Source organism: Enterobacter cloacae complex sp. SHL020 (genome assembly GCF_049236945.1).
Classification (GTDB): Bacteria; Pseudomonadota; Gammaproteobacteria; order Enterobacterales; family Enterobacteriaceae; genus Enterobacter; species Enterobacter dykesii.
In genome coordinates, this window is record NZ_JBMKJF010000011.1 from 1 (window position 1) to 23,469 (window position 23,469).

Genomic DNA, 23,469 nt, shown 5'->3' on the forward strand with positions numbered 1-23,469 from the left:
TCGGGTGTGTAAGCGCAGCGATGCGTTGAGCTAACCGATACTAATGAACCGTGAGGCTTAACCTTACAACGCCGAAGCTGTTTTGGCGAAGAGAGAGACACGATTTTCAGCCTGATACAGATTAACAGAATTTGCCTGGCGGCTTTAGCGCGGTGGTCCCACCTGACCCCATGCCGAACTCAGAAGTGAAACGCCGTAGCGCCGATGGTAGTGTGGGGTCTCCCCATGTGAGAGTAGGGAACTGCCAGGCATCAAATAGAAGAACCCCGTACCGTAAGGTGCGGGGTTTTTTGCTTTTGTTTTTCTCCTCCCCTTGTTCCTGAAACTTTCTCACCTTGGACATGCAGACTCGACTTTCCAATCGTTTCTGGGTATCGTTAGCTATCTGGATGTCTAAACGTTTATACGTATGCTGTGAGGATATAAAGTTATGCCGATTCGGGTGCAGGACGAGCTACCAGCCGTCAATTTCTTGCGTGAAGAAAACGTCTTCGTCATGACGGCTTCGCGTGCGACAGGTCAGGAAATTCGTCCGCTGAAGGTGCTTATTCTCAATCTGATGCCAAAAAAGATCGAAACAGAAAACCAGTTCCTGCGTCTTCTGTCGAACTCCCCGCTGCAGGTCGATATTCAGCTGCTGCGAATCGATGCCCGCGAGTCGCGTAACACGCCTGCTGAGCATCTGAATAACTTCTACTGCAACTTTGATGACATTCAGGGGGAAAACTTCGACGGACTGATCGTGACCGGCGCGCCGCTCGGTCTGGTGGAATTTAACGATGTCGCTTACTGGCCGCAGATCAAACAGGTTCTGGAGTGGGCAAAAGATCACGTTACCTCCACATTGTTTGTCTGTTGGGCGGTACAAGCCGCGCTGAATATTCTTTATGGCATCCCCAAGCAAACCCGCACTGAAAAGCTCTCCGGCGTCTACGAACACCACATTCTTCACCCCCACGCGTTGCTGACGCGTGGTTTCGATGACTCTTTCCTGGCCCCGCATTCTCGCTACGCCGATTTCCCGGCCCAGCTGATTCGTGATTACACCGATCTGGAGATCCTGGCCGAAACGGAAGACGGGGATGCTTACCTGTTTGCCAGCAAGGATAAACGCATTGCTTTTGTGACCGGGCATCCTGAATACGATCCGCATACTCTCGCGTCAGAGTATTTCCGTGATGTCGAAGCGGGTCTTAATCCGGATGTACCGTACAACTATTTCCCCAAAGACGATCCGCAGAACAAACCGAGAGCAACCTGGCGCAGTCACGGGAATTTGCTTTTCACTAACTGGCTCAACTATTACGTCTACCAGATCACGCCATACGATCTGCGCCACATGAATCCGACGCTGGAGTAATCTTCTGCACTAAACGATCCTAAAGCGTTTCAGCTATTCAAATCAGGCACCTTCGGGTGCCTTTTTTATTTCCGAAATGTCACTCACCATTCGATAAAACTTTAATCTCAACAAAATCAATAAATTAATTGCAATTAACAATTAAAATGGAAATTGTTTTTGATTTTAGAAAAAATATAGATAGTCTTAATTCTGCTGAGCGAAAACTACCCAACGATCTTTCGTTCGCATCGGGGGCGTGATTTTGGATCTTTGATGAGGAGCAGAGTAATGACTCAACAGGCAACGACGGTCGATGAACTGGCCTTTACCCAGCCGTATGGCGAGCAAGAACAGCAGGTTTTGACGGCGGAAGCGGTAGAGTTTCTGACTGAACTGGTGACCCGCTTTACGCCGCAGCGCAATAAGCTGCTGGCGGCACGCATTCATCAGCAGCAGGAAATTGACGATGGCAAGTTGCCTGGCTTCATTTCGGAAACCACTTCCATTCGTCGCGGCGAGTGGAAAATCCGCGGCATCCCTGAAGATTTACAGGATCGTCGCGTTGAGATCACCGGTCCGGTAGAGCGCAAAATGGTGATCAACGCCATGAACGCCAACGTTAAAGTCTTCATGGCCGATTTTGAAGACTCACTGGCGCCGGACTGGCGTAAGGTCATCGAAGGGCAGATCAACCTGCGCGACGCCGTGAACGGCACCATCAGCTATACCAACGAAACCGGCAAAATTTACCAGCTCAAACCGAACCCGGCGGTGCTGATCTGTCGCGTACGCGGTCTGCACCTGCCTGAAAAACATGTCACCTGGCGTGGGGAAGCCATCCCGGGCAGCCTGTTTGATTTCGCGCTCTATTTCTTCCACAACTACAAAGCCCTCCTGGCTAAAGGCAGCGGTCCCTATTTCTATCTGCCAAAAACGCAGGCCTGGCAGGAAGCGGCCTGGTGGAGCGAAGTGTTCAGCTACGCGGAAGATCGTTTCAACCTGCAGCGCGGCACCATCAAAGCCACGCTGCTGATTGAAACGCTGCCTGCCGTGTTCCAGATGAATGAAATTCTGCACGCCCTGCGCGACCACATTGTCGGCCTGAACTGCGGACGCTGGGACTATATTTTCAGCTACATCAAAACCCTGAAAAACTACCCCGACCGCGTACTGCCGGATCGTCAGGTCGTGACCATGGATAAACCGTTCCTGAGCGCCTACTCGCGCCTTCTGATCAAAACCTGCCACAAGCGCGGCGCCTTTGCGATGGGCGGCATGGCGGCATTTATCCCGAGCAAAGACGCAGAGCGCAATAATCAGGTGCTCAACAAGGTGAAGGCCGACAAAGAGCTTGAAGCCCGTAACGGTCACGACGGCACGTGGATTGCCCATCCTGGCCTTGCCGATACGGCGATGGAGGTCTTCAACCGCGTTCTCGGCGACAACAAAAACCAGCTGTTTGTCACGCGTGAAGACGATGCCCCAACGGCTGAAGAACAGCTGCTGGCACCGTGTGCGGGCGAGCGTACGGAAGAGGGCATGCGTGCCAATATCCGCGTCGCGGTCCAGTACATCGAAGCGTGGATCTCCGGCAACGGCTGCGTACCTATCTACGGTCTGATGGAAGATGCCGCGACGGCGGAGATCTCACGTACCTCCATTTGGCAGTGGATCCACCATCAAAAAACGCTCAGCAACGGCAAGCCGGTGACCAAATCCCTGTTCCGCCAGATGCTGGCCGAAGAGATGCGGGTGATCCAGGACGAACTGGGCGAGCACCGCTTCAGCAGTGGGCGTTTTGACGACGCTGCGCGCCTGATGGAACAAATCACCACATCAGATGACTTAATCGACTTCCTGACCCTGCCGGGCTACCGCTTCCTGGCGTAACTCACCACATAACAATATGGAGCATCTGCACATGAAAACCCGTACCCAACAAATCGAAGAGTTGAAGAAAGAGTGGACACAGCCTCGCTGGGAAGGCATCCGCCGTCCTTACAGCGCGGAGGAAGTGGTGAAATTACGCGGCTCGGTCAATCCGGAATGCACGCTGGCACAGAACGGTGCGGCGAAAATGTGGAAGCTGCTGCACGGTGGCTCTAAAAAGGGCTACATCAACAGCCTCGGCGCGCTGACCGGCGGTCAGGCGCTGCAGCAGGCGAAGGCGGGTATTGAAGCTATCTATCTCTCCGGCTGGCAGGTTGCGGCGGACGCTAACCTGGCGTCCAGCATGTACCCGGATCAGTCGCTCTATCCGGCTAACTCCGTGCCGTCGGTGGTGGATCGGATCAACAATACCTTCCGCCGAGCGGATCAGATCCAGTGGGCCGCCGGTATCGAACCCAACGATCCGCGCTTTATTGACTATTTCCTGCCGATCGTCGCGGATGCGGAAGCGGGCTTCGGCGGCGTGCTGAACGCCTTCGAGCTGATGAAATCGATGATTGAGGCCGGTGCAGCGGCCGTTCACTTCGAAGACCAGCTGGCGTCAGTGAAAAAATGCGGACACATGGGCGGTAAGGTGCTGGTTCCTACACAAGAAGCCGTACAGAAGCTGGTTGCCGCGCGTCTGGCTGCTGACGTGCTCGGCGTGCCGACGCTGGTGATTGCCCGTACCGATGCGGACGCGGCGGACCTGATCACCTCTGACTGCGACCCGTACGACAGCGAGTTCATCACCGGCGAGCGCACCAGTGAAGGCTTCTATCGTACCCACGCGGGTATCGAGCAGGCAATTAGCCGCGGTCTGGCGTACGCGCCGTACGCGGACCTGGTCTGGTGTGAAACGTCTACGCCGGATCTGGCGCTGGCAAAACGCTTTGCCGACGCCATCCACGCGAAGTATCCGGGCAAACTGCTGGCCTACAACTGCTCGCCATCATTTAACTGGCAGAAAAAGCTGGATGACAAAACCATCGCCAGCTTCCAGCAGCAGCTGTCCGACATGGGCTACAAATACCAGTTCATTACCCTGGCCGGTATCCACAGCATGTGGTTCAACATGTTCGACCTGGCGCACGCCTATGCGCAGGGTGAGGGCATGAAGCACTACGTTGAGAAGGTGCAGCAGCCGGAGTTTGCGGCGGGTAAAGACGGTTATACCTTTGTGTCTCACCAGCAGGAGGTGGGAACTGGCTACTTCGATAACGTGACGACCATCATTCAGGGCGGCACCTCCTCCGTCACCGCCTTAACGGGTTCAACGGAAGAAGCACAGTTCTAATCTTTTCCCCCTCTCCCTTCTCGGGGAGAGGGTTGGGGTGAGGGGGAATATATGTCGCGTGGCCTGGAATTGCTGATTGCCCAAACTATTTTGCAGGGCTTCGATGCCCAGTATGGTCGTTTTCTTGAAGTGACATCCGGCGCGCAGCAGCGCTTCGAACATGCAGACTGGCATGCGGTTCAGCAGGCCATGAAGCACCGTATCCATCTCTATGACCACCACGTGGGTCTGGTGGTGGAGCAGCTGAGCTGTATTACCGACGGTAAAAGCCCGGACGCGGAATTTTTACTGCGCGTGAAGGAGCACTACACCCATCTGTTACCCGATTACCCGCGCTTCGAGATTGCGGAGAGCTTTTTCAACTCCGTCTATTGCCGGTTATTTGACCACCGCTCACTATCTCCTGAGCGGTTATTTATCTTCAGCTCCCAGCCCGAGCGACGCTTTCGAACCATTCCCCGTCCGCTGGCGAAAGATTTCTTTCCCGATCGCGGATGGGAAAAGCTCCTGCACCGCGTGCTAACGGATCTGCCGCTGCGACTGCCCTGGGAGAACAAAACCCGGGATATCGGTTATATCCACGCGCATCTCAACGAAACCTTCGGCGCGGAGGTGCTCAGCCATAGCCATTTGCAGGTGGCCAACGAGCTTTTCTACCGCAATAAAGCCGCCTGGCTGGTGGGCAAACTGGTTACGCCGACCGCCATTGTGCCGTTTCTGCTGCCCATTCACCGTACCGACGACGGGGAACTGTTTGTCGATACCTGCCTGACCACCAGCGCCGAGGCCAGCATTGTGTTTGGCTTCGCCCGCTCCTATTTCATGGTATACGCTCCGCTGCCTGCCGCCCTGGTGGAGTGGCTGCGTGAGATCCTGCCGGGCAAAACCACCGCCGAGCTGTATATGGCGATTGGCTGCCAGAAGCACGCCAAAACGGAAAGCTACCGGGAGTACCTGCGCTATGTCACCGCCGCCGATGAGCAGTTTATCGAAGCGCCCGGTATTCGCGGCATGGTGATGCTGGTGTTTACGCTGCCGGGTTTCGACCGGGTCTTTAAGGTGATTAAAGACAGATTCGCGCCGCAGAAAGAGATGACCGCCGCGCACGTTCGCGCCTGCTATCAGCTGGTGAAAGAGCACGATCGCGTCGGGCGCATGGCGGATACCCAGGAGTTCGAAAACTTTGTGCTGGATAAACAGCAGATCGACCCGGCGCTCATGGCGCTGTTAATGCAGGAAGCGCCAGCGAAAATCACCGATCTGGGTGATAAAATCGTGATTAGCCATCTCTACATCGAACGCCGCATGGTGCCGCTGAATATCTGGCTTGAGCAGTCCGAAGGTCAGGCACTGCGGGATGCCATTGAAGAATACGGCAACGCGATTCGCCAGCTTGCCGCCGCCAATATTTTCCCGGGCGACATGCTGTTTAAAAACTTCGGCGTCACCCGTCACGGGCGGGTGGTGTTCTACGATTACGACGAAATTTGCTACATGACCGAGGTGAACTTCCGCGATATACCCCAGCCCCGCTACCCGGAAGATGAGCTTTCCAGCGAGCCGTGGTACAGCGTCTCGCCGGGCGATGTGTTTCCGGAGGAGTTTCGCCACTGGCTGTGCGCTGACCCGCGCATCGGGCCGCTATTCGAAGAAATGCATGAGGATCTGTTCCGCGCCAGCTACTGGCGCGGGCTGCAAACGCGGATCAAAAATGGGCATGTGGAAGATGTGTACGCTTACCGCCGTAAACAGCGGTTTTGCATCAGGTTTTCTCCCTCTCCCTGTGGGTGAGGGCATCAGGCCGCCTCAATCTTAACGAATCCCACCGTACGCCAGCGTCACCTCTTTCGCCGCCTTAATCACAAGCGCGCCCAGCTCGGTCACGCGGTCGTCGGTCATGCGCGAAATCGGCCCGGAGATGGAGATGGCGGCAAACGGCTCGCGGTGCTCGTCAAAAATGCAGGACGCGAGGCAGCGCAGGCCCAGGGCATGTTCTTCATCATCAAACGAATAGCCGCGCTTGCGGGTCAGGGCCAGATCTTCTTTCAGATGCACGGGCGATACCAGCGTGGCGTGGGTATAGGCGTGCAGCCCTTTACGGTGCAGCAGCCCCGTCACCTGCTCTTCGCTTAGCTGCGAGAGAAACGCTTTCCCCGCCCCGGAGGCATGCATCGGCAGCTTACCGCCAATCGGTGCGGACATGCGCATCAGCTGCGTGCACTGCACCTGGTCGATGATAATCGCCTGGTGGTCGCTCTGGTCCAGCACCGCCAGGTTTACGGTCTCGCCGGACTCCTCCATCAGCTTGCGCAGAATCGGATGCACAATCGCCAGCAGGTTGCGGCTCTGCAGGAAGCTGCTGCCGACGATAAACGCATGCGCGCCCACCGCCCAGTGGCCAAGCTCGCCGACCTGGCGGACAAAGCCCAGCTGTTGCATGGTGGTCAGCAGGCGGTGCGTCGTGGAGTTAGGTAGGCCAGCCTGCTGGGCCAGCTCCGTCAGGGCCACGCTGCCGTGCGACTCGGCTATCCACTCCAGCAGCTTCAAACCGCGCGTGAGCGATTGAACCTGTCCGCCCTGTTGTGTGGCGGCGGTGGTGGCAGCAGGTTTTCTGCCGCGTTTAGCGGGAACGGTCGCGACCATGACGATCTCCTTTTTCTGTATCGTGGAAATCATTTTCGTTTTATTTGGTGAATTTGCAACCGTTATCCTGACTGATCGGAGGAGTGATGGTGAACATGTCTCATGTTACCGCTGTGCGGCTTTTCCACCCTACGAGATTGTGCCAGTATGGAACGCAGACTTTTGGCCTTGTTGAGCGTTGTCGGGAGCAAGTGTGAGCAGCAAAGTAGAGCAACTGCGTGCGCAGTTAAATGAACGAATTCTGGTGCTGGACGGCGGCATGGGCACCATGATCCAGGGGTATCGTCTGAGTGAAGACGATTTCCGCGGCGAACGCTTTGCCGACTGGCCCTGCGACCTGAAAGGGAACAACGACCTGCTGGTGCTCAGCAAGCCGTCCGTGATTAAGGATATCCACAACGCCTACTTCGAAGCGGGTGCGGATATCGTTGAAACCAACACCTTCAACTCGACAACCATCGCCATGGCGGATTACCAGATGGAATCCCTGTCGGCGGAAATCAACCTGGAAGCCGCGAAGCTGGCGCGCGCCTGCGCCGACGAGTGGACGGCCCGCACGCCGGACAAGCCTCGCTACGTTGCCGGGGTGCTGGGCCCGACGAACCGCACCGCGTCGATTTCACCGGACGTCAACGACCCGGCGTTTCGTAATATCACCTTCGATCAGCTGGTTGCGGCCTACCGGGAATCGACCAAAGCGCTGGTGGAAGGCGGTTCCGATCTGATCCTGATTGAAACCGTATTCGACACCCTCAACGCCAAAGCCGCGATTTACGCGGTGAAAGAGGAGTTCGAGGCGCTGGGCGTTGACCTGCCGATCATGATTTCCGGCACCATCACCGATGCCTCCGGCCGCACCCTGTCCGGTCAGACAACCGAAGCGTTTTATAACTCCCTGCGTCACGCCGAAGCGCTCTCCTTCGGCCTGAACTGCGCGCTGGGTCCAGATGAACTGCGCCAGTACGTGCAGGAACTTTCCCGCATCGCGGAATGCTACGTCACCGCCCACCCGAACGCCGGTCTGCCGAACGCATTCGGTGAATACGATCTCGATGCCGACACCATGGCGGCGCAAATCCGCGAGTGGGCCGTGTCTGGCTTCCTGAACATTGTTGGCGGCTGCTGCGGCACCACGCCGGAGCACATCGCGGCCATGAGCAACGCCGTCGCCGGTCTGCCGCCGCGCAAGCTGCCCGAGCTTCCGGTTGCCTGTCGTCTGTCCGGCCTGGAGCCGTTGACCATCGGCGACGACAGCCTGTTTGTGAACGTGGGTGAGCGTACTAACGTCACCGGTTCGGCAAAGTTCAAGCGCCTGATTAAAGAAGAGAAATACAGTGAAGCGCTGGACGTTGCCCGCCAGCAGGTTGAAAGCGGCGCGCAGATTATCGATATCAACATGGATGAGGGGATGCTCGACGCCGAAGCGGCGATGGTGCGTTTCCTCAACCTGATTGCCGGTGAGCCGGACATCGCCCGCGTGCCGATCATGATCGACTCGTCCAAATGGGAAGTCATCGAAAAAGGGCTGAAGTGCATCCAGGGTAAAGGCATCGTCAACTCTATCTCGATGAAAGAGGGCGTTGATATCTTTATCCACCACGCGAAGATGGTCCGCCGCTACGGTGCCGCCGTGGTGGTCATGGCCTTCGACGAAGTGGGTCAGGCGGATACCCGCGAGCGCAAAATTGAGATATGCCGCCGCGCGTACAAGATTTTGACCGAAGAGGTGGGCTTCCCGCCGGAAGACATTATCTTTGACCCGAATATCTTCGCCGTCGCGACCGGGATTGAAGAGCACAACAACTACGCCCAGGACTTTATCGGGGCATGTGAGGACATCAAGCGCGAGCTGCCGCACGCGCTGATCTCCGGCGGCGTATCAAACGTGTCGTTCTCGTTCCGCGGTAACGACCCGGTGCGCGAAGCAATCCACGCCGTGTTTCTTTACTACGCCATCCGCAACGGCATGGACATGGGGATCGTTAACGCCGGACAGCTGGCGATTTACGACGACCTGCCTGCCGAGCTGCGCGACGCCGTAGAGGACGTGATCCTTAACCGCCGCGACGACGCCACCGAGCGCATGCTGGACCTGGCGGAGAAGTACCGCGGCAGCAAATCGGATGAGGCGGCAAATGTTCAGCAGGCCGAGTGGCGTTCCTGGGACGTGAAAAAGCGTCTGGAATACTCGCTGGTCAAAGGCATCACCGAATTTATCGAGCTTGATACCGAAGAGGCGCGCCAGCAGGCAGCCCGCCCGATTGAGGTGATCGAAGGCCCGCTGATGGACGGCATGAACGTGGTCGGCGATCTGTTCGGCGAGGGCAAGATGTTCCTGCCGCAGGTGGTGAAATCCGCCCGCGTGATGAAGCAGGCGGTAGCGTATCTTGAGCCCTACATCGAAGCCAGCAAAGAGAAAGGCTCCAGCAACGGCAAGATGGTTATCGCCACCGTGAAGGGCGACGTGCACGACATCGGCAAGAATATCGTCGGCGTAGTGCTGCAGTGTAATAACTACGAAATTATCGACCTTGGCGTGATGGTCCCGGCGGACAAAATCCTCAAGACCGCGCGCGAAGTGAATGCTGACCTGATTGGCCTCTCCGGGCTTATTACGCCGTCGCTGGACGAAATGGTCAACGTGGCAAAAGAGATGGAGCGACAGGGCTTCACCATTCCACTGCTGATTGGCGGGGCGACCACCTCGAAAGCGCACACGGCGGTGAAAATCGAGCAGAACTACAGCGGGCCGACGGTCTACGTGCAGAACGCCTCGCGCACGGTGGGCGTGGTCTCCGCGCTGCTCTCCGACACACAGCGCGACGAGTTTGTTGAGCGCACCCGCAAAGAGTACGAAACCGTTCGCATCCAGCACGGGCGCAAGAAACCGCGCACCCCGCCTGTTTCACTCCAGGCTGCGCGCGATAACGATCTGGCGTTTGACTGGTCGAGCTATACGCCGCCGGTCGCGCATCGCCTGGGCGTTCAGGAGGTCAGCGCCAGCATCGAAACGCTGCGCAACTACATCGACTGGACGCCGTTCTTTATGACCTGGTCGCTGGCGGGCAAATATCCTCGTATCCTGGAGGATGAGGTGGTTGGCGAGGAGGCGAAACGCCTGTTTAAAGATGCCAACGACATGCTCGACATGCTGAGCGCGGAGAAAACCCTTAACCCGCGCGGCGTGGTGGGCCTGTTTCCGGCCAACCGCGTGGGCGACGACGTTGAAATTTATCGCGATGAAACCCGCACCCACGTGCTGGCGGTCAGCCGCCATCTGCGCCAGCAAACGGAAAAAGTGGGCTTTGCCAACTACTGTCTGGCCGATTTCGTTGCACCTAAGTTAAGTGGTAAAGCCGATTATATCGGCGCCTTTGCGGTAACCGGCGGTCTGGAAGAAGACGCGCTGGCTGACGCATTCGAAGCGCAGCACGATGATTACAATAAAATCATGGTGAAAGCGATTGCCGACCGCCTCGCGGAAGCCTTTGCCGAGTACCTGCACGAGCGCGTTCGTAAGGTGCACTGGGGCTACGCGGCGAACGAAAACCTCAGCAATGAGGAGCTGATCCGCGAAAACTACCAGGGCATTCGCCCGGCGCCGGGCTATCCGGCCTGTCCGGAGCATACCGAAAAAGGCACCATCTGGAAGCTGCTGGACGTAGAAACCCATACCGGCATGAAGCTCACCGAGTCGTTCGCCATGTGGCCAGGGGCGTCCGTTTCCGGCTGGTACTTCAGCCATCCGGACAGCAAGTATTTTGCCGTGGCGCAGCTGCAGCGGGATCAGATTGAAGATTACGCCCTGCGCAAAGGCATGAGCGTGTCTGAAGTGGAGCGCTGGCTGGCGCCAAATCTCGGCTACGACGCCGACTAAAATCACTTTTCCTTACAACAAACAGGGCGCTCATTGGGCGCCCTGTCTCTTTCTTACGTTTAAACCCTTATACTGAATCTAAGGAAAATGAATAACGATAAGGAGAAACCACTTCCGTGCTGACACTGTTACACCTGCTCTCTGCAGTCGCCCTGCTCGTATGGGGCACCCATATCGTCCGTACCGGCGTGATGCGCGTTTTTGGCGCCCGTTTACGTACCGTCCTCAGCAGCAGCGTTGAGAAGAAGCCGCTCGCCTTCTGCGCGGGCATTGGCGTAACGGCACTGGTTCAGAGCAGCAACGCCACGACCCTGCTTGTTACCTCCTTTGTGGCGCAGGATCTGGTGGCGCTGGCCCCGGCGCTGGTGATTGTGCTGGGGGCTGATGTGGGTACCGCGCTGATGGCGCGTATCCTGACCTTCGATCTCTCCTGGCTGTCGCCGCTGCTGATTTTTATCGGCGTTATCTTCTTCCTCGGCCGCAAGCAGACGCGCGCCGGACAGCTCGGGCGCGTAGGGATAGGCCTGGGGCTGATTCTGCTGGCGCTGGAGCTGATTGTGCAGGCGGTCACGCCAATCACCGAGGCCAACGGCGTGCAGGTCATCTTCGCTTCCCTGACCGGGGACATTATGCTGGATGCTCTGATTGGCGCGGTGTTTGCCATCGTCAGCTACTCCAGCCTGGCGGCGGTTCTTCTGACGGCGACCTTAACCGCCACAGGGGCGATCTCCTTCCCGGTGGCGCTGTGTCTGGTGATCGGGGCCAACCTCGGCTCCGGCCTGCTGGCGATGCTCAATAACAGCGCGGCCAACGCCGCAGCCCGCCGCGTGGCCCTCGGCAGCCTGCTGTTTAAGCTGGTGGGCAGCCTGATTATTCTGCCGTTCGTTCACCCGCTGGCGAACCTGATGGACAATCTCCCGCTGCCGAAGGCGGAGCTGGTGATCTACTTCCACGTGTTCTACAACCTGGTACGCTGCCTGGCGATGGTGCCTTTTGCCGGGCCGATGGCCCGCTTCTGCGAACGTCTCATTCAGGACGAACCTGAGCTGGATGCGCGCCTGAAGCCGAAGCACCTGGATACGTCCGCGCTGGATACCCCGGCGCTGGCGCTGGCGAATGCCGCGCGCGAGACGCTGCGCATGGGCGATGCGATGGAAACCATGCTCGAAGGGCTGCAGAAGGTGATGCACGGCGAGCCGCGTGAAGAGAAAGAACTGCGCAGACTGGCGGACGATATCAACGTGCTTTATACCGCCATCAAGCTTTATCTGGCGCGTATGCCGCAGGACGAGCTGGCGGAAGAGGAGTCCCGCCGCTGGGCGGAAATTATCGAGATGTCGCTTAACCTTGAGCAGGCCTCGGATATCGTTGAGCGTATGGGCAGCGAGATCGCCGACAAATCTCTGGCCGCGCGTCGGGCGTTCTCCGTGGAAGGCCTGAAGGAGCTGGAAGCGCTGCACGAACAGCTGGTCAGCAACCTCAAGCTGGCGATGCTGGTCTTCTTCTCCAGCGACGTCCCGAGCGCGCGCCGCCTGCGTCGCAACAAGCATCGTTTCCGTATTCTGAACCGCCGCTACTCGCACGCGCACGTTGAGCGTCTGCACCAGCAGAACGTGCAGAGCATCGAAACCAGCTCCCTGCATCTGGGGCTGCTGGGGGATATGAAGCGTCTCAACTCGTTGTTCTGCGCGGTGGCGTACAGCGTGATGGAGCAGCCGGATGAAGACGACGAGCGGGATGAGTATTAATCTCCGGCGTGTTTGATTGTTAACCCAAGACCCAATGCTTTCATGACCGCCAGAGTGGTTTTAAGCGTTGGGTTTCCTTTATCACTGAACGATCGATACAGTTGCTCTCGTGATAGGCCAGTTTGCTGTGAAATGGTCGACATTCCTTTCGCGCGCGCGATGACGCCCAGCGCTTTAGCAATATACGCTGAGTCGCCCGTTTCTAAGGCATCAGCCACAAACACGGCGATTTCCTCATCATCCACCAGCGCGTTTGCTGGATCGTAGGATGTTAATTTATGCATGCTCATTCACTCCTGCCATTGGGATACATTGCTCAGCATTTTTGCCATAAGTATGTCTCTGGCCTGGCTGCTTTTGTCACCACCAGACAACAGCACGATGATGCAATTGCCCTGGTCTTTAAAATAGATTCTGTAGCCCGGACCATAGTGGATCCTCAGCTCACTTATACCTTCCCCAACGGGTTTAATGTCGCCCGCTAAACCATTTGCCAACCGAAAGAGGCGGGAAGCGATAATGGTCTTCGCTCGCCGATCTTTTAAGTTTTGCTCCCAGCGTTGGAAGGATTCTGTCTGAACTATCTCCTTCATATTACTCCATGTGATTTATAAACTACAAATAGTTGTCTCTGGAGAGTAAAGCTAAAAGGAGTTAGCTCAAGGATAAATGGCCTGACGCTAAATCCTGAAAGCGTCTCGCAAACGAAAAAACCCGCTTCAGTTACCGTCAGCTAATCTTTTTTTTCGGCCCAAACCTAAGGTATATTTCGCCCTTCACAGGAGAAACTATGCTGCCAACTCAATCAACCCGATTAAACAAATACATTAGCGAGAGCGGGATCTGCTCACGTCGCGAGGCTGACCGTTACATTGAGCAAGGTAACGTGTTTCTTAACGGCAAACGCGCCACCATCGGCGACCAGGTGGTCCCTGGCGATGTGGTTAAAGTGAATGGTCAGGTCATCGAACCGCGCGATGCTGAAGACCTGGTGTTTATCGCGTTGAACAAACCGGTTGGGATTGTCAGCACAACGGAAGACGGCGAGCGGGACAACATCGTTGATTTCGTGAACCACAGCAGCCGTATCTTCCCTATTGGCCGTCTGGACAAAGACTCTCAGGGGCTGATTTTCCTCACCAACCACGGCGATCTGGTCAACAAAATCCTGCGTGCCGGTAACGACCACGAGAAAGAGTACATTGTGACGGTCAATAAGCCGGTCACGGACGAATTTATTCGCGGCATGGGCGCCGGGGTGCCGATCCTCGGTACCGTCACGAAAAAGTGTAAGGTGAAGAAAGAAGCGCCGTTCGCGTTCCGCATTACGCTGGTGCAGGGCCTGAACCGCCAGATCCGCCGCATGTGCGAGCACTTCGGTTATGAAGTGACGAAGCTGGAACGCACGCGCATCATGAACGTCAGCCTGTCCGGCATTCCGCTGGGCGAGTGGCGCGATTTAACGGATGACGAGCTGATTGAGCTCTTCAAGCTTATCGAGAACTCCTCGTCCGAAGCGAAGCCGAAGGCCAAAGCAAAACCGAAAACCCAGGCGATTAAGCGCCCGGTGGTGAAGGTGCCTCAGGTGGAAGAGAAAGGGCGAGGCAAGCCGGGTAATGGAAAACGCTTTACCCAGCCGGGGCGCAAAAAGAAAGGGCGCTGATTAGCGCCTTCCACGGGTAGACGTTGTGGCCGACCAGGAAAAGGTCGCTTCTGCATTGGGTTTATAAGCCTGCTCTTTTTTCAGCTTGCGGGCTTTTTTCGCCGCAGCGTCACGCTGCGCCATCAGCTTATCGATGTACTCTTTTTTCACCTGATTGGTTTCGGCGTTGGTCAGCGTGCGGCCATGTGCGATACGGGCGCGGTCGAGAAGCGTTTTCAGTTCACGCTGCTCGGCTTCCGTCATGTCTTTCTGGGTCAAACGTGGTGTAGCCATTGCTGAAGCCTCCTGATAGAGAGGCTTCAGTGTAAAGCAAGCCGCGTAAATTAACCCTGCTTCACCGCATCTTTTTTCGTTTGTTCATCAATCGGTTTGCCGGACCAGTAGCCCGCCAGCAGCGAGCCGGAGAGGTTATGCCAGACGGAGAACAGCGCGCCAGGCAGGGCCGCCAGCGGGGAGAAGTAAATTTTACCGAGCGCCGCCGCCAGGCCGGAATTCTGCATGCCGACCTCAATTGCCAGCGTGCGGCAGGTCGATTCGTCAAAACCAAACAGCTTCCCGCCCCAGTAGCCGCCAAGCAGGCCAATCGTGTTATGCAGCACCACGGCGATAATCACCACAAAGCCCACGGAGGCAATGTGCGATGCGGAACCCGCCACCACGGCGCTGATGATCGCCAGAATGCAGACCATCGAAAACGCAGGCAGGTACGGCTCAACGGCCTTCACCACGCGCGGGAAAAGATGGTGAATGACCAGCCCCAGCGCAATCGGGATCACCACAATCTGCAGAATGCTGAGCAGCATGCCCGTCACGTCCACCTGAATATGCGCGTCCACGTACAGGCGGGTTAACAGCGGTGTGGCAATCACGCCCACCAGCGTGGAAACGGACGAGATCGTGACGGAGAGCGCCACATCCCCTTTCGCCAGGTAGATCATGACGTTGGACGCCGTGCCGCTGGCCACGCTGCCCACCAGCACCATCCCGGCGGAGAGATCGGGCGGCATCTTAAAGGCCATCGCCAGCAGCCACGCCGCAAGCGGCATCACCAGGTAATGCAGGAAAATCCCTGCCGCGACGGGAGCAGGGCGAGACAGCACGCGTTTAAAGTCGTCGATTTTCAGATGCACGCCCATACCGAACATGATCAGCATCAGCAGCGTGGCGACCCACGGACCAATGCCTGTGAACGTGGCGGGGGTGTAATACGCGAGTACGGAGAGCAGCAGCGCCCATAACGGCAACAGCCGAGTAATAGCGGATAACATAGTGGATTCCTTGCAGTATTGTCGTGTTGTTTAGTTATGAAAAAGCCGGGTCTGTGCCCGGCTTATAGGTATTGTTTATCGTGCTAACGAATTTTATTCAAACAAATTCTGATGAAGTTTCTGCACGACCTGCTCGGCCTGATCGGCAGGCACCAGGAAGCAGAGGTTGTAGCTGGATGCGCCGTAGCAGATCATGCGGATGCTGAACGGGTCGAGCACGCCGAACACCTCTTTACCCACGCCGCAGGCGCGCGATAGCTTGTTGCCGATGATGGCAACCAGCGCCAGGTCTTCTTCCACTTCCACGCGGCACAGCTCAGACAGCTCAATCAGCAGCGACTGCGTCAGCAGCGTGTCGCCGGTGGAGGTCGAGCCGGTGGTGTCCAGCGTTAGCGCAATGCTCACTTCAGAGGTGGTGATCAGATCCACCGAGATATTGTGGCGCGCCAGAATGCCAAACACTTCCGCCAGGAAACCGCGTGAATGCAGCATATTGTGGCTGTGGAGCGTCACCAGCGTCTGACGACGGCGCAGGGCCAGGGCGCGGAACAGCGGTGGGTTTTCCGTTTTCTTGCAGACCAGCGTCCCGCCCGCTTTCGGATCTTTACTGGAGCCGACGAAGACCGGAATATCGCTGCGTACGGCTGGCAAAAGCGTCGCCGGGTGCAGCACTTTTGCACCGAAGGTGGCCATTTCAGCCGCTTCTTCAAAAGCGATCACATCAATACGTTTAGCTGCGGAAACGACGCGCGGGTCGGTGGTGTAAATACCCGGAACGTCAGTCCAGATATCCACGCGCGTTGCATGCAGGGCTTCGCCCAGCAGCGCGGCGGTGTAGTCGCTGCCGCCACGACCAAGCGTGGTGGTGCGGCCTTTCGCTTCACTGCCGATAAAGCCCTGGGTGACCACGATACCGTCTGCCAGGCGCGGTGCCAGCTGCTGATTGGTCAGCTCCGCCAGCGCTTCAACGTCCGGCTCGGCGCGGCCAAAGCGATCGCTGGTACGCATTACTTTACGCACGTCAAACCACTGCGCCTGAACGTTACGCTCGCGCATGATTTCAACAAACAGCAGGGTGGACATCAGCTCGCCGTGGCTGACCAGTTCGTCGGTCAGGGCGGTGGAGGTGGCCAGAGAGGCCGCTTCTGCCAGAGTGGTGATATTTTCCAGCAGACGTTCCACTTCCTCGCGAATGACGTTCGGGTTCTGCAGACGTTCAAGGATGTCGAACTGAATTTTGCGCAGTGCATCCAGCTTCACGAAACGTTCTGTCGCTTCCAGTCCTTCAGACAGAGAAACCAGCAGGTTCGTCACGCCGGCGGATGCAGACAGCACCACCAGGCGGGTATTCGGATCGGCCAGCACCACATCGGCGCTGCGGTTCATGGCATCGTAATCGGCCACACTGGTGCCGCCAAATTTGGCGACCACAAAACTCGTCATAACAACCTCGTGTCAGGGAATGAATAAGCGACCATGGCACAAGAGTGAAACGAAAACAGGTGCAGGCGCAAAATACGGCCCTATAAATAAAATGCGGGGGAGGTCCTGTCAATGCTGGGATTATGCGGATTTTTTATGGGGGGGTACCCCTGAGAAACAGGACTTATAACAGCGCCAGATTTTATGCTCCGTTTTAGGGCTTTTTGACCGACATTTCGCCGCCCCGGGAGGGCGCTTCAGCAGCTATACTTTTCGGGTCTTTTCACCTGTGTTTGATGCAGGCCAGGGCAATGGCATAAAAACCATCACAATTTTTATTTGCAGGCGCTACAATCGACCGCAGTCACAATTCTCAAATCAGAAGAGTATTGCTAATGAAAAACATCAACCCAACGCAGACCGCTGCCTGGCAGGCACTCCAGAAACATTTTGATGAAATGAAAGACGTCACCATTGCGGATCTGTTCGCGAAGGATGCCGATCGTTTCTCTAAGTTCTCCGCGACCTTCGACGACCTGATGCTGGTGGATTTCTCTAAAAACCGCATTACCGAAGAAACGCTGGCAAAACTGCAGGATCTGGCGAAAGAGACTGAGCTTGCCGACGCCATCAAATCCATGTTCTCCGGCGAGAAGATCAACCGTACCGAAGACCGTGCCGTGCTGCACGTGGCCCTGCGTAACCGTAGCAATACGCCAATCATCGTTGACGGCAAAGACGTCATGCCGGAAGTGAACGCGGTGCTGGAAAAGATGAAAACCTTCTCCGAAGCGATCATCTCCGGTAGCTGGAAAGGCTACACCGGCAAAGCAATTACCGACGTGGTGAACATCGGTATCGGCGGTTCTGACCTCGGTCCGTTCATGGTGACCGAAGCGCTGCGCCCGTATAAAAACCACCTCAATATGCACTTTGTGTCTAACGTCGATGGCACCCACATCGCCGAAGTGCTGAAGAACGTGAACCCGGAAACCACCCTGTTCCTGGTTGCGTCCAAAACCTTCACCACTCAGGAAACCATGACCAACGCCCACAGCGCGCGCGACTGGTTCCTGAAAACCGCGGGCGACAACAAGCACGTGGCGAAACACTTCGCGGCGCTGTCTACCAACGGTAAAGCGGTCAGCGAGTTCGGCATTGATACCGCGAATATGTTCGAGTTCTGGGACTGGGTTGGCGGCCGCTACTCCCTGTGGTCTGCGATTGGCCTGTCCATCATCCTGTCCGTGGGCTTCGACAACTTCGTTGAGCTGCTCTCCGGCGCGCACGCGATGGATAAACACTTCTCCACGACCGCACCAGAGAAAAACCTGCCGGTGCTGCTGGCGCTGATCGGTATCTGGTACAACAACTTCTTCGGCGCTGAAACCGAAGCGATCCTGCCGTACGACCAGTACATGCACCGCTTCGCAGCCTACTTCCAGCAGGGCAACATGGAATCCAACGGTAAGTATGTTGACCGTAACGGCAACGCGGTGGATTACCAGACTGGCCCAATCATCTGGGGCGAGCCGGGCACCAACGGCCAGCATGCCTTCTACCAGCTGATCCACCAGGGCACCAAAATGGTACCGTGCGATTTCATCGCCCCGGCTATCACCCATAACCCGCTGTCCGACCACCATCCGAAGCTGCTGTCGAACTTCTTTGCGCAGACCGAAGCGCTGGCGTTCGGTAAATCCCGCGAAGTGGTTGAGCAGGAATACCGTGACCAGGGTAAAGACCCGGCCACGCTGGACCATGTGGTGCCGTTCAAAGTGTTCGAAGGCAACCGCCCAACCAACTCCATCCTGCTGCGTGAAATCACGCCGTTCAGCCTGGGTGCGCTGATCGCTCTGTACGAGCACAAAATCTTCACGCAGGGCGCCATCCTGAACATCTTCACCTTTGACCAGTGGGGCGTTGAGCTGGGCAAACAGCTGGCAAACCGTATTCTGCCAGAGCTGGGTGACGATAAAGCGATTGCCAGCCATGACAGCTCGACAAATGGTTTGATCAACCGTTATAAAGCATGGCGTGGGTAATTAAAACGTCATGAAAACGTGCCGGCTTAATGCCGGCATTTTTTTATCGGATAATTCCTGATGTCTGTTAGTTAACTCAAATTCTGAATCTGAGTTTAATCCGAAAAAGACGCTTAACCCGTTAATTCCTGCGGTTTATTTTAAGAAAATACGCAGTAATCCATTAATATCTTTATATTATAACTTATTGATTTTAATAATTTATATATTAATGCTATTTGTCTTTCATTTCCATTTTAACCATTATTCCGAAAACCCCCTCCCTATTTCCCCTTACGGCAAACCCACGGCACTAGTTGTGTATACTCGATTCCGCCTGAAATTCTTTTCGGGCAAATCTCCATTCATTCATTGAAGGGAAATTGTTATGAAGAAAGTACTGTATGGCATTTTTGCCATATCTGCGCTTGCGGCGACATCTGTCTATGCAGCTCCGGTTCAGGTCGGGGAAGCGGCAGGTTCGGCTGCGACGTCTGCGTCTGCGGGAAGTTCTACCGCAGCCAGCGCCAGCACCGTAAGTTCAGCCGTGGGTGTCGCGCTGGCGGCAACCGGTGGCGGTGATGGCTCCAATACCGGAACCACGACCACCACGACAACCAGCACCCAGTAATAGCGGGTGTTTTAATCATAACCACACTTCGGTGTGGTTATTTCGCCCCTTCGGAGAAGAGTCGTGAAGCGACCTGCAATCATTCTGATTTGCCTGCTGCTGCAGGCGTGCTCGGCCACCACCAAAGGGCTGGGAAACTCACTGTGGGAAAGCATGTTCGGTACACCGGGCGTGCATCTGACCGATGACGAACTTCAAAACATGCCCTATGCCAGTCAGTACATGCAGCTAAACGATGGCCCGCAGCTGTTTGTGGTGCTCGCTTTCGATGAAAACGGGCAGCAGAAATGGGTGACGCAGGATCAGGCCACCATCGTGACGCAGCATGGCCGTATCGTGAAAACCCTGTTGGGCGGCGATAACCTGCTGGAGGTGAATAATATCGCCGACGACCCGCTAATCAAGCCGAACCAGATCGCCGACGGCGCAAGCTGGACGCGCACGATGGGCTGGACCGAACATAAGCAGGTGCGTTACGCCACGGCACGCTCGACCTTCCGCTGGGACGGCACGGACAGCGTGAAAGTCGGCAGCGACGAAACCCGTGTCCGCGTGCTGGATGAAGAAGTTACCACCGACCAGGCCACCTGGCACAACCGCTTCTGGATCGACGAGGAAGGGCAGATCCGCCAGTCCCTGCAGTATCTCGGTGCCGGATTCTTCCCGGTGAAAACCACCCTGATCAAGGCGGCGAAATCATGAAAACGCTCATCCACGTTGCGCTTATCGCCAGTTTTGCCGCGCCGCTGGCATGGTCCGCAGGGACGGTGAAGGTCTACACGCCGGACAGTGAAAAACCCAAAACCTTAACCCACGCTGAGCATCTGCTCGATCTCGTCGGACAGCCAAGGCTCGCCAACAGCTGGTGGCCGGGGGCAGTGATCGCTGAACGTCAGAAGACCGCTGAAGCGGAACAACAGCACAAGGCGCTCCTTGCCAGGCTGACGGGGTTAGCGGAGCAGGAGGATGGCGACGACGCGGCTGCCATTAACAGCGTTCGCCAGCAGCTGCAGGCGCTGAAGGTGACGGGCCGTCAGAACGTGAACCTTGATCCCGATGAAGTGCGCATCACGGAAAAGGGCAACCCCACGCTTGAAGGGGAGTATACGCTCTGGCTGCCGGAGAAGCCGACGACGGTGACCGTTATGGGGCTAATCAGCAGCCCGGGTAAAAAGCCCTTTACGCCCGGTCGTGACGTGGCGAGCTACCTCGACGAGCAGAGCCTGCTGAGCGGTGCCGATAAAAGCTACGCCTGGGTGGTTTACCCTGACGGGCATACACAAAAAGCCCCCGTCGCTTACTGGAATAAACGGCATATTGAACCTATGCCGGGCAGCATCATTTTTGTCGGTTTTGCCGACCATTTCTGGACGAAGGCGTATGACGGGCTTAACGCCGATATCCTTCACTCCCTGATTCAGCGGATACCGGAATAATGAAAAGAACCTATCTCTACAGCATGCTGGCGCTCTGCGTGAGTGCCGCGTGCCATGCAGAAACGTATCCGGCACCTATTGGCCCGTCTCAGTCAGACTTCGGCGGCGTCGGTTTGCTGCAAACGCCCACCGCGCGGATGGCGCGCGAAGGGGAAATTAGCCTTAACTACCGTGATAACGATCAGTATCGTTACTACTCGGCGTCGGTGCAGCTGTTCCCGTGGCTCGAAACCACGCTGCGCTACACCGACGTGCGTACGAAACAGTACAGCAGCGTTGATGCGTTCTCCGGCGACCAGACCTACAAAGATAAAGCCTTCGACGTCAAGCTGCGCCTGTGGGAAGAGAGCTACTGGATGCCGCAGGTGTCCGTGGGCGCCAAAGATATCGGTGGTACCGGTCTGTTTGATGCGGAATACATCGTGGCCAGTAAAGCCTGGGGGCCGTTCGACTTCTCGCTCGGCCTGGGATGGGGCTACCTGGGCACTGGCGGTAACGTGAAAAACCCATTTTGCTCCTACAGCGATAAATACTGCTACCGCGATAACAGCTATAAGAAAGCGGGTTCCATCAACGGGGATCAGATGTTTCATGGCCCGGCATCGCTGTTTGGCGGCGTGGAGTATCAAACGCCCTGGCAGCCATTACGCCTGAAGCTGGAATATGAAGGGAATGACTACTCGCAGGACTTCGCCGGGAAGATTGAGCAGAAGAGCAAGTTTAACGTCGGCGCCATTTATCGCGTCACCGACTGGGCCGACGTTAACCTCAGCTACGAGCGCGGCAACACCGTGATGTTTGGCTTCACGCTGCGCACCAACTTTAACGATATGCGGCCGCACTACAATGATAACGCGCGCCCTGCATACCAGCCGGAGCCGCAGGACGCGATTCTGCAGCACTCCGTGGTGGCAAACCAGCTGACGCTGCTGAAATACAATGCCGGCCTGGCGGATCCGAAAATTCAGGTGAAAGGCGATACGCTGTACGTGACCGGCGAGCAGGTGAAATACCGCGACTCGCGCGAAGGGATCGAACGCGCTAACCGGATCGTGATGAACGATCTGCCGGAGGGGATCCGCACGATCCGCGTGACGGAGAATCGTCTTAACCTGCCGCAGGTGACGACGGAAACGGACGTTGCCAGCCTTAAGCGCCACCTGGAGGGCGAACCGCTCGGGCATGAAACCGAGCTGGTGCAAAAACGCGTAGAGCCGATCGTGCCGGAGACCACCGAGCAGGGCTGGTATATCGACAAATCGCGCTTCGATTTCCATATCGATCCGGTGCTGAACCAGTCCGTGGGCGGGCCGGAAAACTTCTACATGTATCAGCTAGGCGTCATGGCGACGGCGGATCTGTGGGTCACCGACCACCTGCTGACCACCGGCAGCCTGTTCGGCAATATCGCTAACAACTACGACAAGTTCAACTACACCAACCCGCCAAAAGACTCACAGCTGCCGCGCGTGCGTACCCGCGTGCGTGAATACGTGCAGAACGATGCTTACGTGAATAACCTGCAGGCCAACTACTTCCAGTACTTCGGCAACGGCTTCTACGGCCAGGTGTACGGCGGGTATCTGGAAACCATGTACGGCGGCGCGGGGGCGGAAGTGCTTTATCGTCCTGTTGACAGCAACTGGGCGTTCGGGGTTGATGCCAACTACGTCAAGCAGCGTGACTGGCGCAGCGCGCAGGACATGATGAAGTTCACCGACTACAGCGTCAAAACGGGCCATCTGACCGCCTACTGGACGCCGTCGTTCGCGCCTGACGTGCTGGTGAAGGCCAGCGTCGGCCAGTACCTGGCGGGCGATAAGGGCGGTACGCTGGATATCTCTAAACACTTCGACAGCGGCGTCGTGGTGGGCGGCTATGCCACTATCACCAACGTTTCGCCGGACGAGTACGGGGAAGGGGACTTCACCAAAGGGGTTTACGTGTCGATTCCGCTGGATCTGTTCTCGTCAGGCCCAACCCGCAGCCGTGCGGCCGTGGGCTGGACGCCGCTGACGCGCGACGGCGGCCAGCAGCTTGGACGTAAGTTCCAGCTGTATGACATGACGAGCGATAAGAACATTAACTTCCGCTGAGGCCTCTCACCCTCTCCCCTTAGGGGAGAGGGGAATCCTCTCCATTGCGTCAAACATAAACAAAAAATATAGATCCCCGTCACATTTTTGCGT

The 23,469-nt window shown here is 56.7% G+C and carries 18 protein-coding genes and 1 rRNA gene; 13 read left to right on the plus strand and 6 right to left on the minus strand.

Translation table 11 applies throughout. From position 1 onward, the window contains the following. Positions 1-134 precede the first annotated feature (134 nt). The 5 genes from rrf (at position 135) to aceK (ending at position 6,359) form a co-directional block, all read left to right on the plus strand. A 5S ribosomal RNA gene (gene rrf, locus ACOTZB_RS19945) occupies positions 135-250 on the plus strand. Between the two features lie 180 nt (positions 251-430). Then, on the plus strand, positions 431-1,360 hold the full coding sequence (gene metA, locus ACOTZB_RS19950) for a homoserine O-acetyltransferase MetA (protein WP_337280487.1): 930 nt from the start codon (positions 431-433) through the stop codon (positions 1,358-1,360). Positions 1,361-1,630: 270 nt separating this feature from the next. Then, positions 1,631-3,232, plus strand: a complete 1,602-nt coding sequence (gene aceB, locus ACOTZB_RS19955; protein WP_421628303.1) for a malate synthase A — start codon at positions 1,631-1,633, stop codon at positions 3,230-3,232. A gap of 31 nt (positions 3,233-3,263) precedes the next feature. Next, positions 3,264-4,568, plus strand: coding sequence for an isocitrate lyase (gene aceA, locus ACOTZB_RS19960; protein WP_023334117.1), 1,305 nt, complete (start codon positions 3,264-3,266; stop codon positions 4,566-4,568). Between the two features lie 51 nt (positions 4,569-4,619). Further along, entirely contained in the window at positions 4,620-6,359 is a 1,740-nt protein-coding gene (aceK, locus tag ACOTZB_RS19965) for a bifunctional isocitrate dehydrogenase kinase/phosphatase (protein WP_421628306.1), read from the plus strand. Positions 6,360-6,380: 21 nt separating this feature from the next. Here the strand turns inward: aceK and iclR are convergent, their stop codons facing one another. Beyond that, on the minus strand, positions 6,381-7,211 hold the full coding sequence (gene iclR, locus ACOTZB_RS19970) for a glyoxylate bypass operon transcriptional repressor IclR (protein ID WP_126331118.1): 831 nt from the start codon (positions 7,209-7,211) through the stop codon (positions 6,381-6,383). A gap of 193 nt (positions 7,212-7,404) precedes the next feature. Between iclR and metH the strand changes: the two genes are divergently transcribed. Then, entirely contained in the window at positions 7,405-11,088 is a 3,684-nt protein-coding gene (metH, locus tag ACOTZB_RS19975) for a methionine synthase (protein WP_421628308.1), read from the plus strand. Positions 11,089-11,204: 116 nt separating this feature from the next. Then, entirely contained in the window at positions 11,205-12,836 is a 1,632-nt protein-coding gene (locus ACOTZB_RS19980) for a Na/Pi cotransporter family protein (RefSeq protein ID WP_421628310.1), read from the plus strand. Here the strand turns inward: ACOTZB_RS19980 and ACOTZB_RS19985 are convergent. Both ACOTZB_RS19985 and ACOTZB_RS19990 read right to left on the minus strand, forming a co-directional pair. Then, complete coding sequence (locus ACOTZB_RS19985; RefSeq protein ID WP_421628311.1) at positions 12,833-13,120, minus strand: addiction module antidote protein; 288 nt, start codon at positions 13,118-13,120, stop codon at positions 12,833-12,835. The two genes, ACOTZB_RS19980 and ACOTZB_RS19985, sit on opposite strands and share 4 nt — an antisense overlap. A gap of 6 nt (positions 13,121-13,126) precedes the next feature. Beyond that, entirely contained in the window at positions 13,127-13,429 is a 303-nt protein-coding gene (locus ACOTZB_RS19990; protein WP_421628313.1) for a type II toxin-antitoxin system RelE/ParE family toxin, read from the minus strand. Positions 13,430-13,626: 197 nt separating this feature from the next. Between ACOTZB_RS19990 and rluF the strand changes: the two genes are divergently transcribed. Next, positions 13,627-14,499: a 23S rRNA pseudouridine(2604) synthase RluF gene (gene rluF / locus ACOTZB_RS19995; RefSeq protein ID WP_257832842.1), complete on the plus strand. Its 873-nt coding sequence runs from the start codon at positions 13,627-13,629 to the stop codon at positions 14,497-14,499. Here the strand turns inward: rluF and ACOTZB_RS20000 are convergent, their stop codons facing one another. The 3 genes from ACOTZB_RS20000 to lysC form a co-directional block, all read right to left on the minus strand. Beyond that, a complete protein-coding gene (locus ACOTZB_RS20000; protein ID WP_421628316.1) occupies positions 14,500-14,772 on the minus strand; it encodes a DUF3811 domain-containing protein in 273 nt (90 codons plus the stop codon). It lies immediately after the preceding gene. Between the two features lie 50 nt (positions 14,773-14,822). Further along, entirely contained in the window at positions 14,823-15,767 is a 945-nt protein-coding gene (gene panS, locus ACOTZB_RS20005) for a ketopantoate/pantoate/pantothenate transporter PanS (RefSeq protein WP_421628318.1), read from the minus strand. Between the two features lie 93 nt (positions 15,768-15,860). After that, complete coding sequence (lysC, locus tag ACOTZB_RS20010) at positions 15,861-17,210, minus strand: lysine-sensitive aspartokinase 3 (protein WP_047650899.1); 1,350 nt, start codon at positions 17,208-17,210, stop codon at positions 15,861-15,863. Positions 17,211-17,584: 374 nt separating this feature from the next. Between lysC and pgi the strand changes: the two genes are divergently transcribed. The 5 genes from pgi to ACOTZB_RS20035 all read left to right on the plus strand — a co-directional run bounded on the left by pgi (position 17,585) and on the right by ACOTZB_RS20035 (position 23,376). Further along, the gene (pgi, locus tag ACOTZB_RS20015) at positions 17,585-19,234 is read left to right on the plus strand and encodes a glucose-6-phosphate isomerase (RefSeq protein WP_193805501.1); all 1,650 of its coding nucleotides are present in this window, start codon (positions 17,585-17,587) and stop codon (positions 19,232-19,234) included. A 367-nt stretch (positions 19,235-19,601) separates the two neighbouring features. Further along, positions 19,602-19,844: an exopolysaccharide production protein YjbE gene (yjbE, locus tag ACOTZB_RS20020; RefSeq protein ID WP_008503423.1), complete on the plus strand. Its 243-nt coding sequence runs from the start codon at positions 19,602-19,604 to the stop codon at positions 19,842-19,844. Between the two features lie 63 nt (positions 19,845-19,907). Continuing rightward, on the plus strand, positions 19,908-20,546 hold the full coding sequence (locus tag ACOTZB_RS20025; RefSeq protein WP_023309998.1) for a YjbF family lipoprotein: 639 nt from the start codon (positions 19,908-19,910) through the stop codon (positions 20,544-20,546). Further along, positions 20,543-21,280, plus strand: a complete 738-nt coding sequence (locus ACOTZB_RS20030) for a capsule biosynthesis GfcC D2 domain-containing protein (RefSeq protein WP_421628321.1) — start codon at positions 20,543-20,545, stop codon at positions 21,278-21,280. The genes ACOTZB_RS20025 and ACOTZB_RS20030 overlap by 4 nt, the downstream gene beginning before the upstream one ends. After that, positions 21,280-23,376 carry a YjbH domain-containing protein gene (locus tag ACOTZB_RS20035; RefSeq protein ID WP_421628323.1) on the plus strand — a complete coding sequence of 699 codons (2,097 nt, stop codon included), beginning with the start codon at positions 21,280-21,282 and terminating at the stop codon, positions 23,374-23,376. Before ACOTZB_RS20030 ends, ACOTZB_RS20035 begins: the two co-directional genes overlap by 1 nt. Positions 23,377-23,469 lie beyond the last annotated feature (93 nt).

What these genes read in the sequence shown, in the direction of transcription:
- metA (WP_337280487.1), top strand. Translation starts at nt 431, where the DNA reads ATGCCGATTCGGGTGCAGGACGAGCTACCAGCCGTCAATTTCTTGCGT.
- aceB (WP_421628303.1), top strand. Translation starts at nt 1,631, where the DNA reads ATGACTCAACAGGCAACGACGGTCGATGAACTGGCCTTTACCCAGCCG.
- aceA (WP_023334117.1), top strand. Translation starts at nt 3,264, where the DNA reads ATGAAAACCCGTACCCAACAAATCGAAGAGTTGAAGAAAGAGTGGACA.
- aceK (WP_421628306.1), top strand. Translation starts at nt 4,620, where the DNA reads ATGTCGCGTGGCCTGGAATTGCTGATTGCCCAAACTATTTTGCAGGGC.
- iclR (WP_126331118.1), bottom strand. Translation starts at nt 7,211, where the DNA reads ATGGTCGCGACCGTTCCCGCTAAACGCGGCAGAAAACCTGCTGCCACC.
- ACOTZB_RS19985 (WP_421628311.1), bottom strand. Translation starts at nt 13,120, where the DNA reads ATGCATAAATTAACATCCTACGATCCAGCAAACGCGCTGGTGGATGAT.
- ACOTZB_RS19990 (WP_421628313.1), bottom strand. Translation starts at nt 13,429, where the DNA reads ATGAAGGAGATAGTTCAGACAGAATCCTTCCAACGCTGGGAGCAAAAC.
- rluF (WP_257832842.1), top strand. Translation starts at nt 13,627, where the DNA reads ATGCTGCCAACTCAATCAACCCGATTAAACAAATACATTAGCGAGAGC.
- ACOTZB_RS20000 (WP_421628316.1), bottom strand. Translation starts at nt 14,772, where the DNA reads ATGGCTACACCACGTTTGACCCAGAAAGACATGACGGAAGCCGAGCAG.
- panS (WP_421628318.1), bottom strand. Translation starts at nt 15,767, where the DNA reads ATGTTATCCGCTATTACTCGGCTGTTGCCGTTATGGGCGCTGCTGCTC.
- lysC (WP_047650899.1), bottom strand. Translation starts at nt 17,210, where the DNA reads ATGACGAGTTTTGTGGTCGCCAAATTTGGCGGCACCAGTGTGGCCGAT.
- pgi (WP_193805501.1), top strand. Translation starts at nt 17,585, where the DNA reads ATGAAAAACATCAACCCAACGCAGACCGCTGCCTGGCAGGCACTCCAG.
- yjbE (WP_008503423.1), top strand. Translation starts at nt 19,602, where the DNA reads ATGAAGAAAGTACTGTATGGCATTTTTGCCATATCTGCGCTTGCGGCG.
- ACOTZB_RS20030 (WP_421628321.1), top strand. Translation starts at nt 20,543, where the DNA reads ATGAAAACGCTCATCCACGTTGCGCTTATCGCCAGTTTTGCCGCGCCG.
- ACOTZB_RS20035 (WP_421628323.1), top strand. Translation starts at nt 21,280, where the DNA reads ATGAAAAGAACCTATCTCTACAGCATGCTGGCGCTCTGCGTGAGTGCC.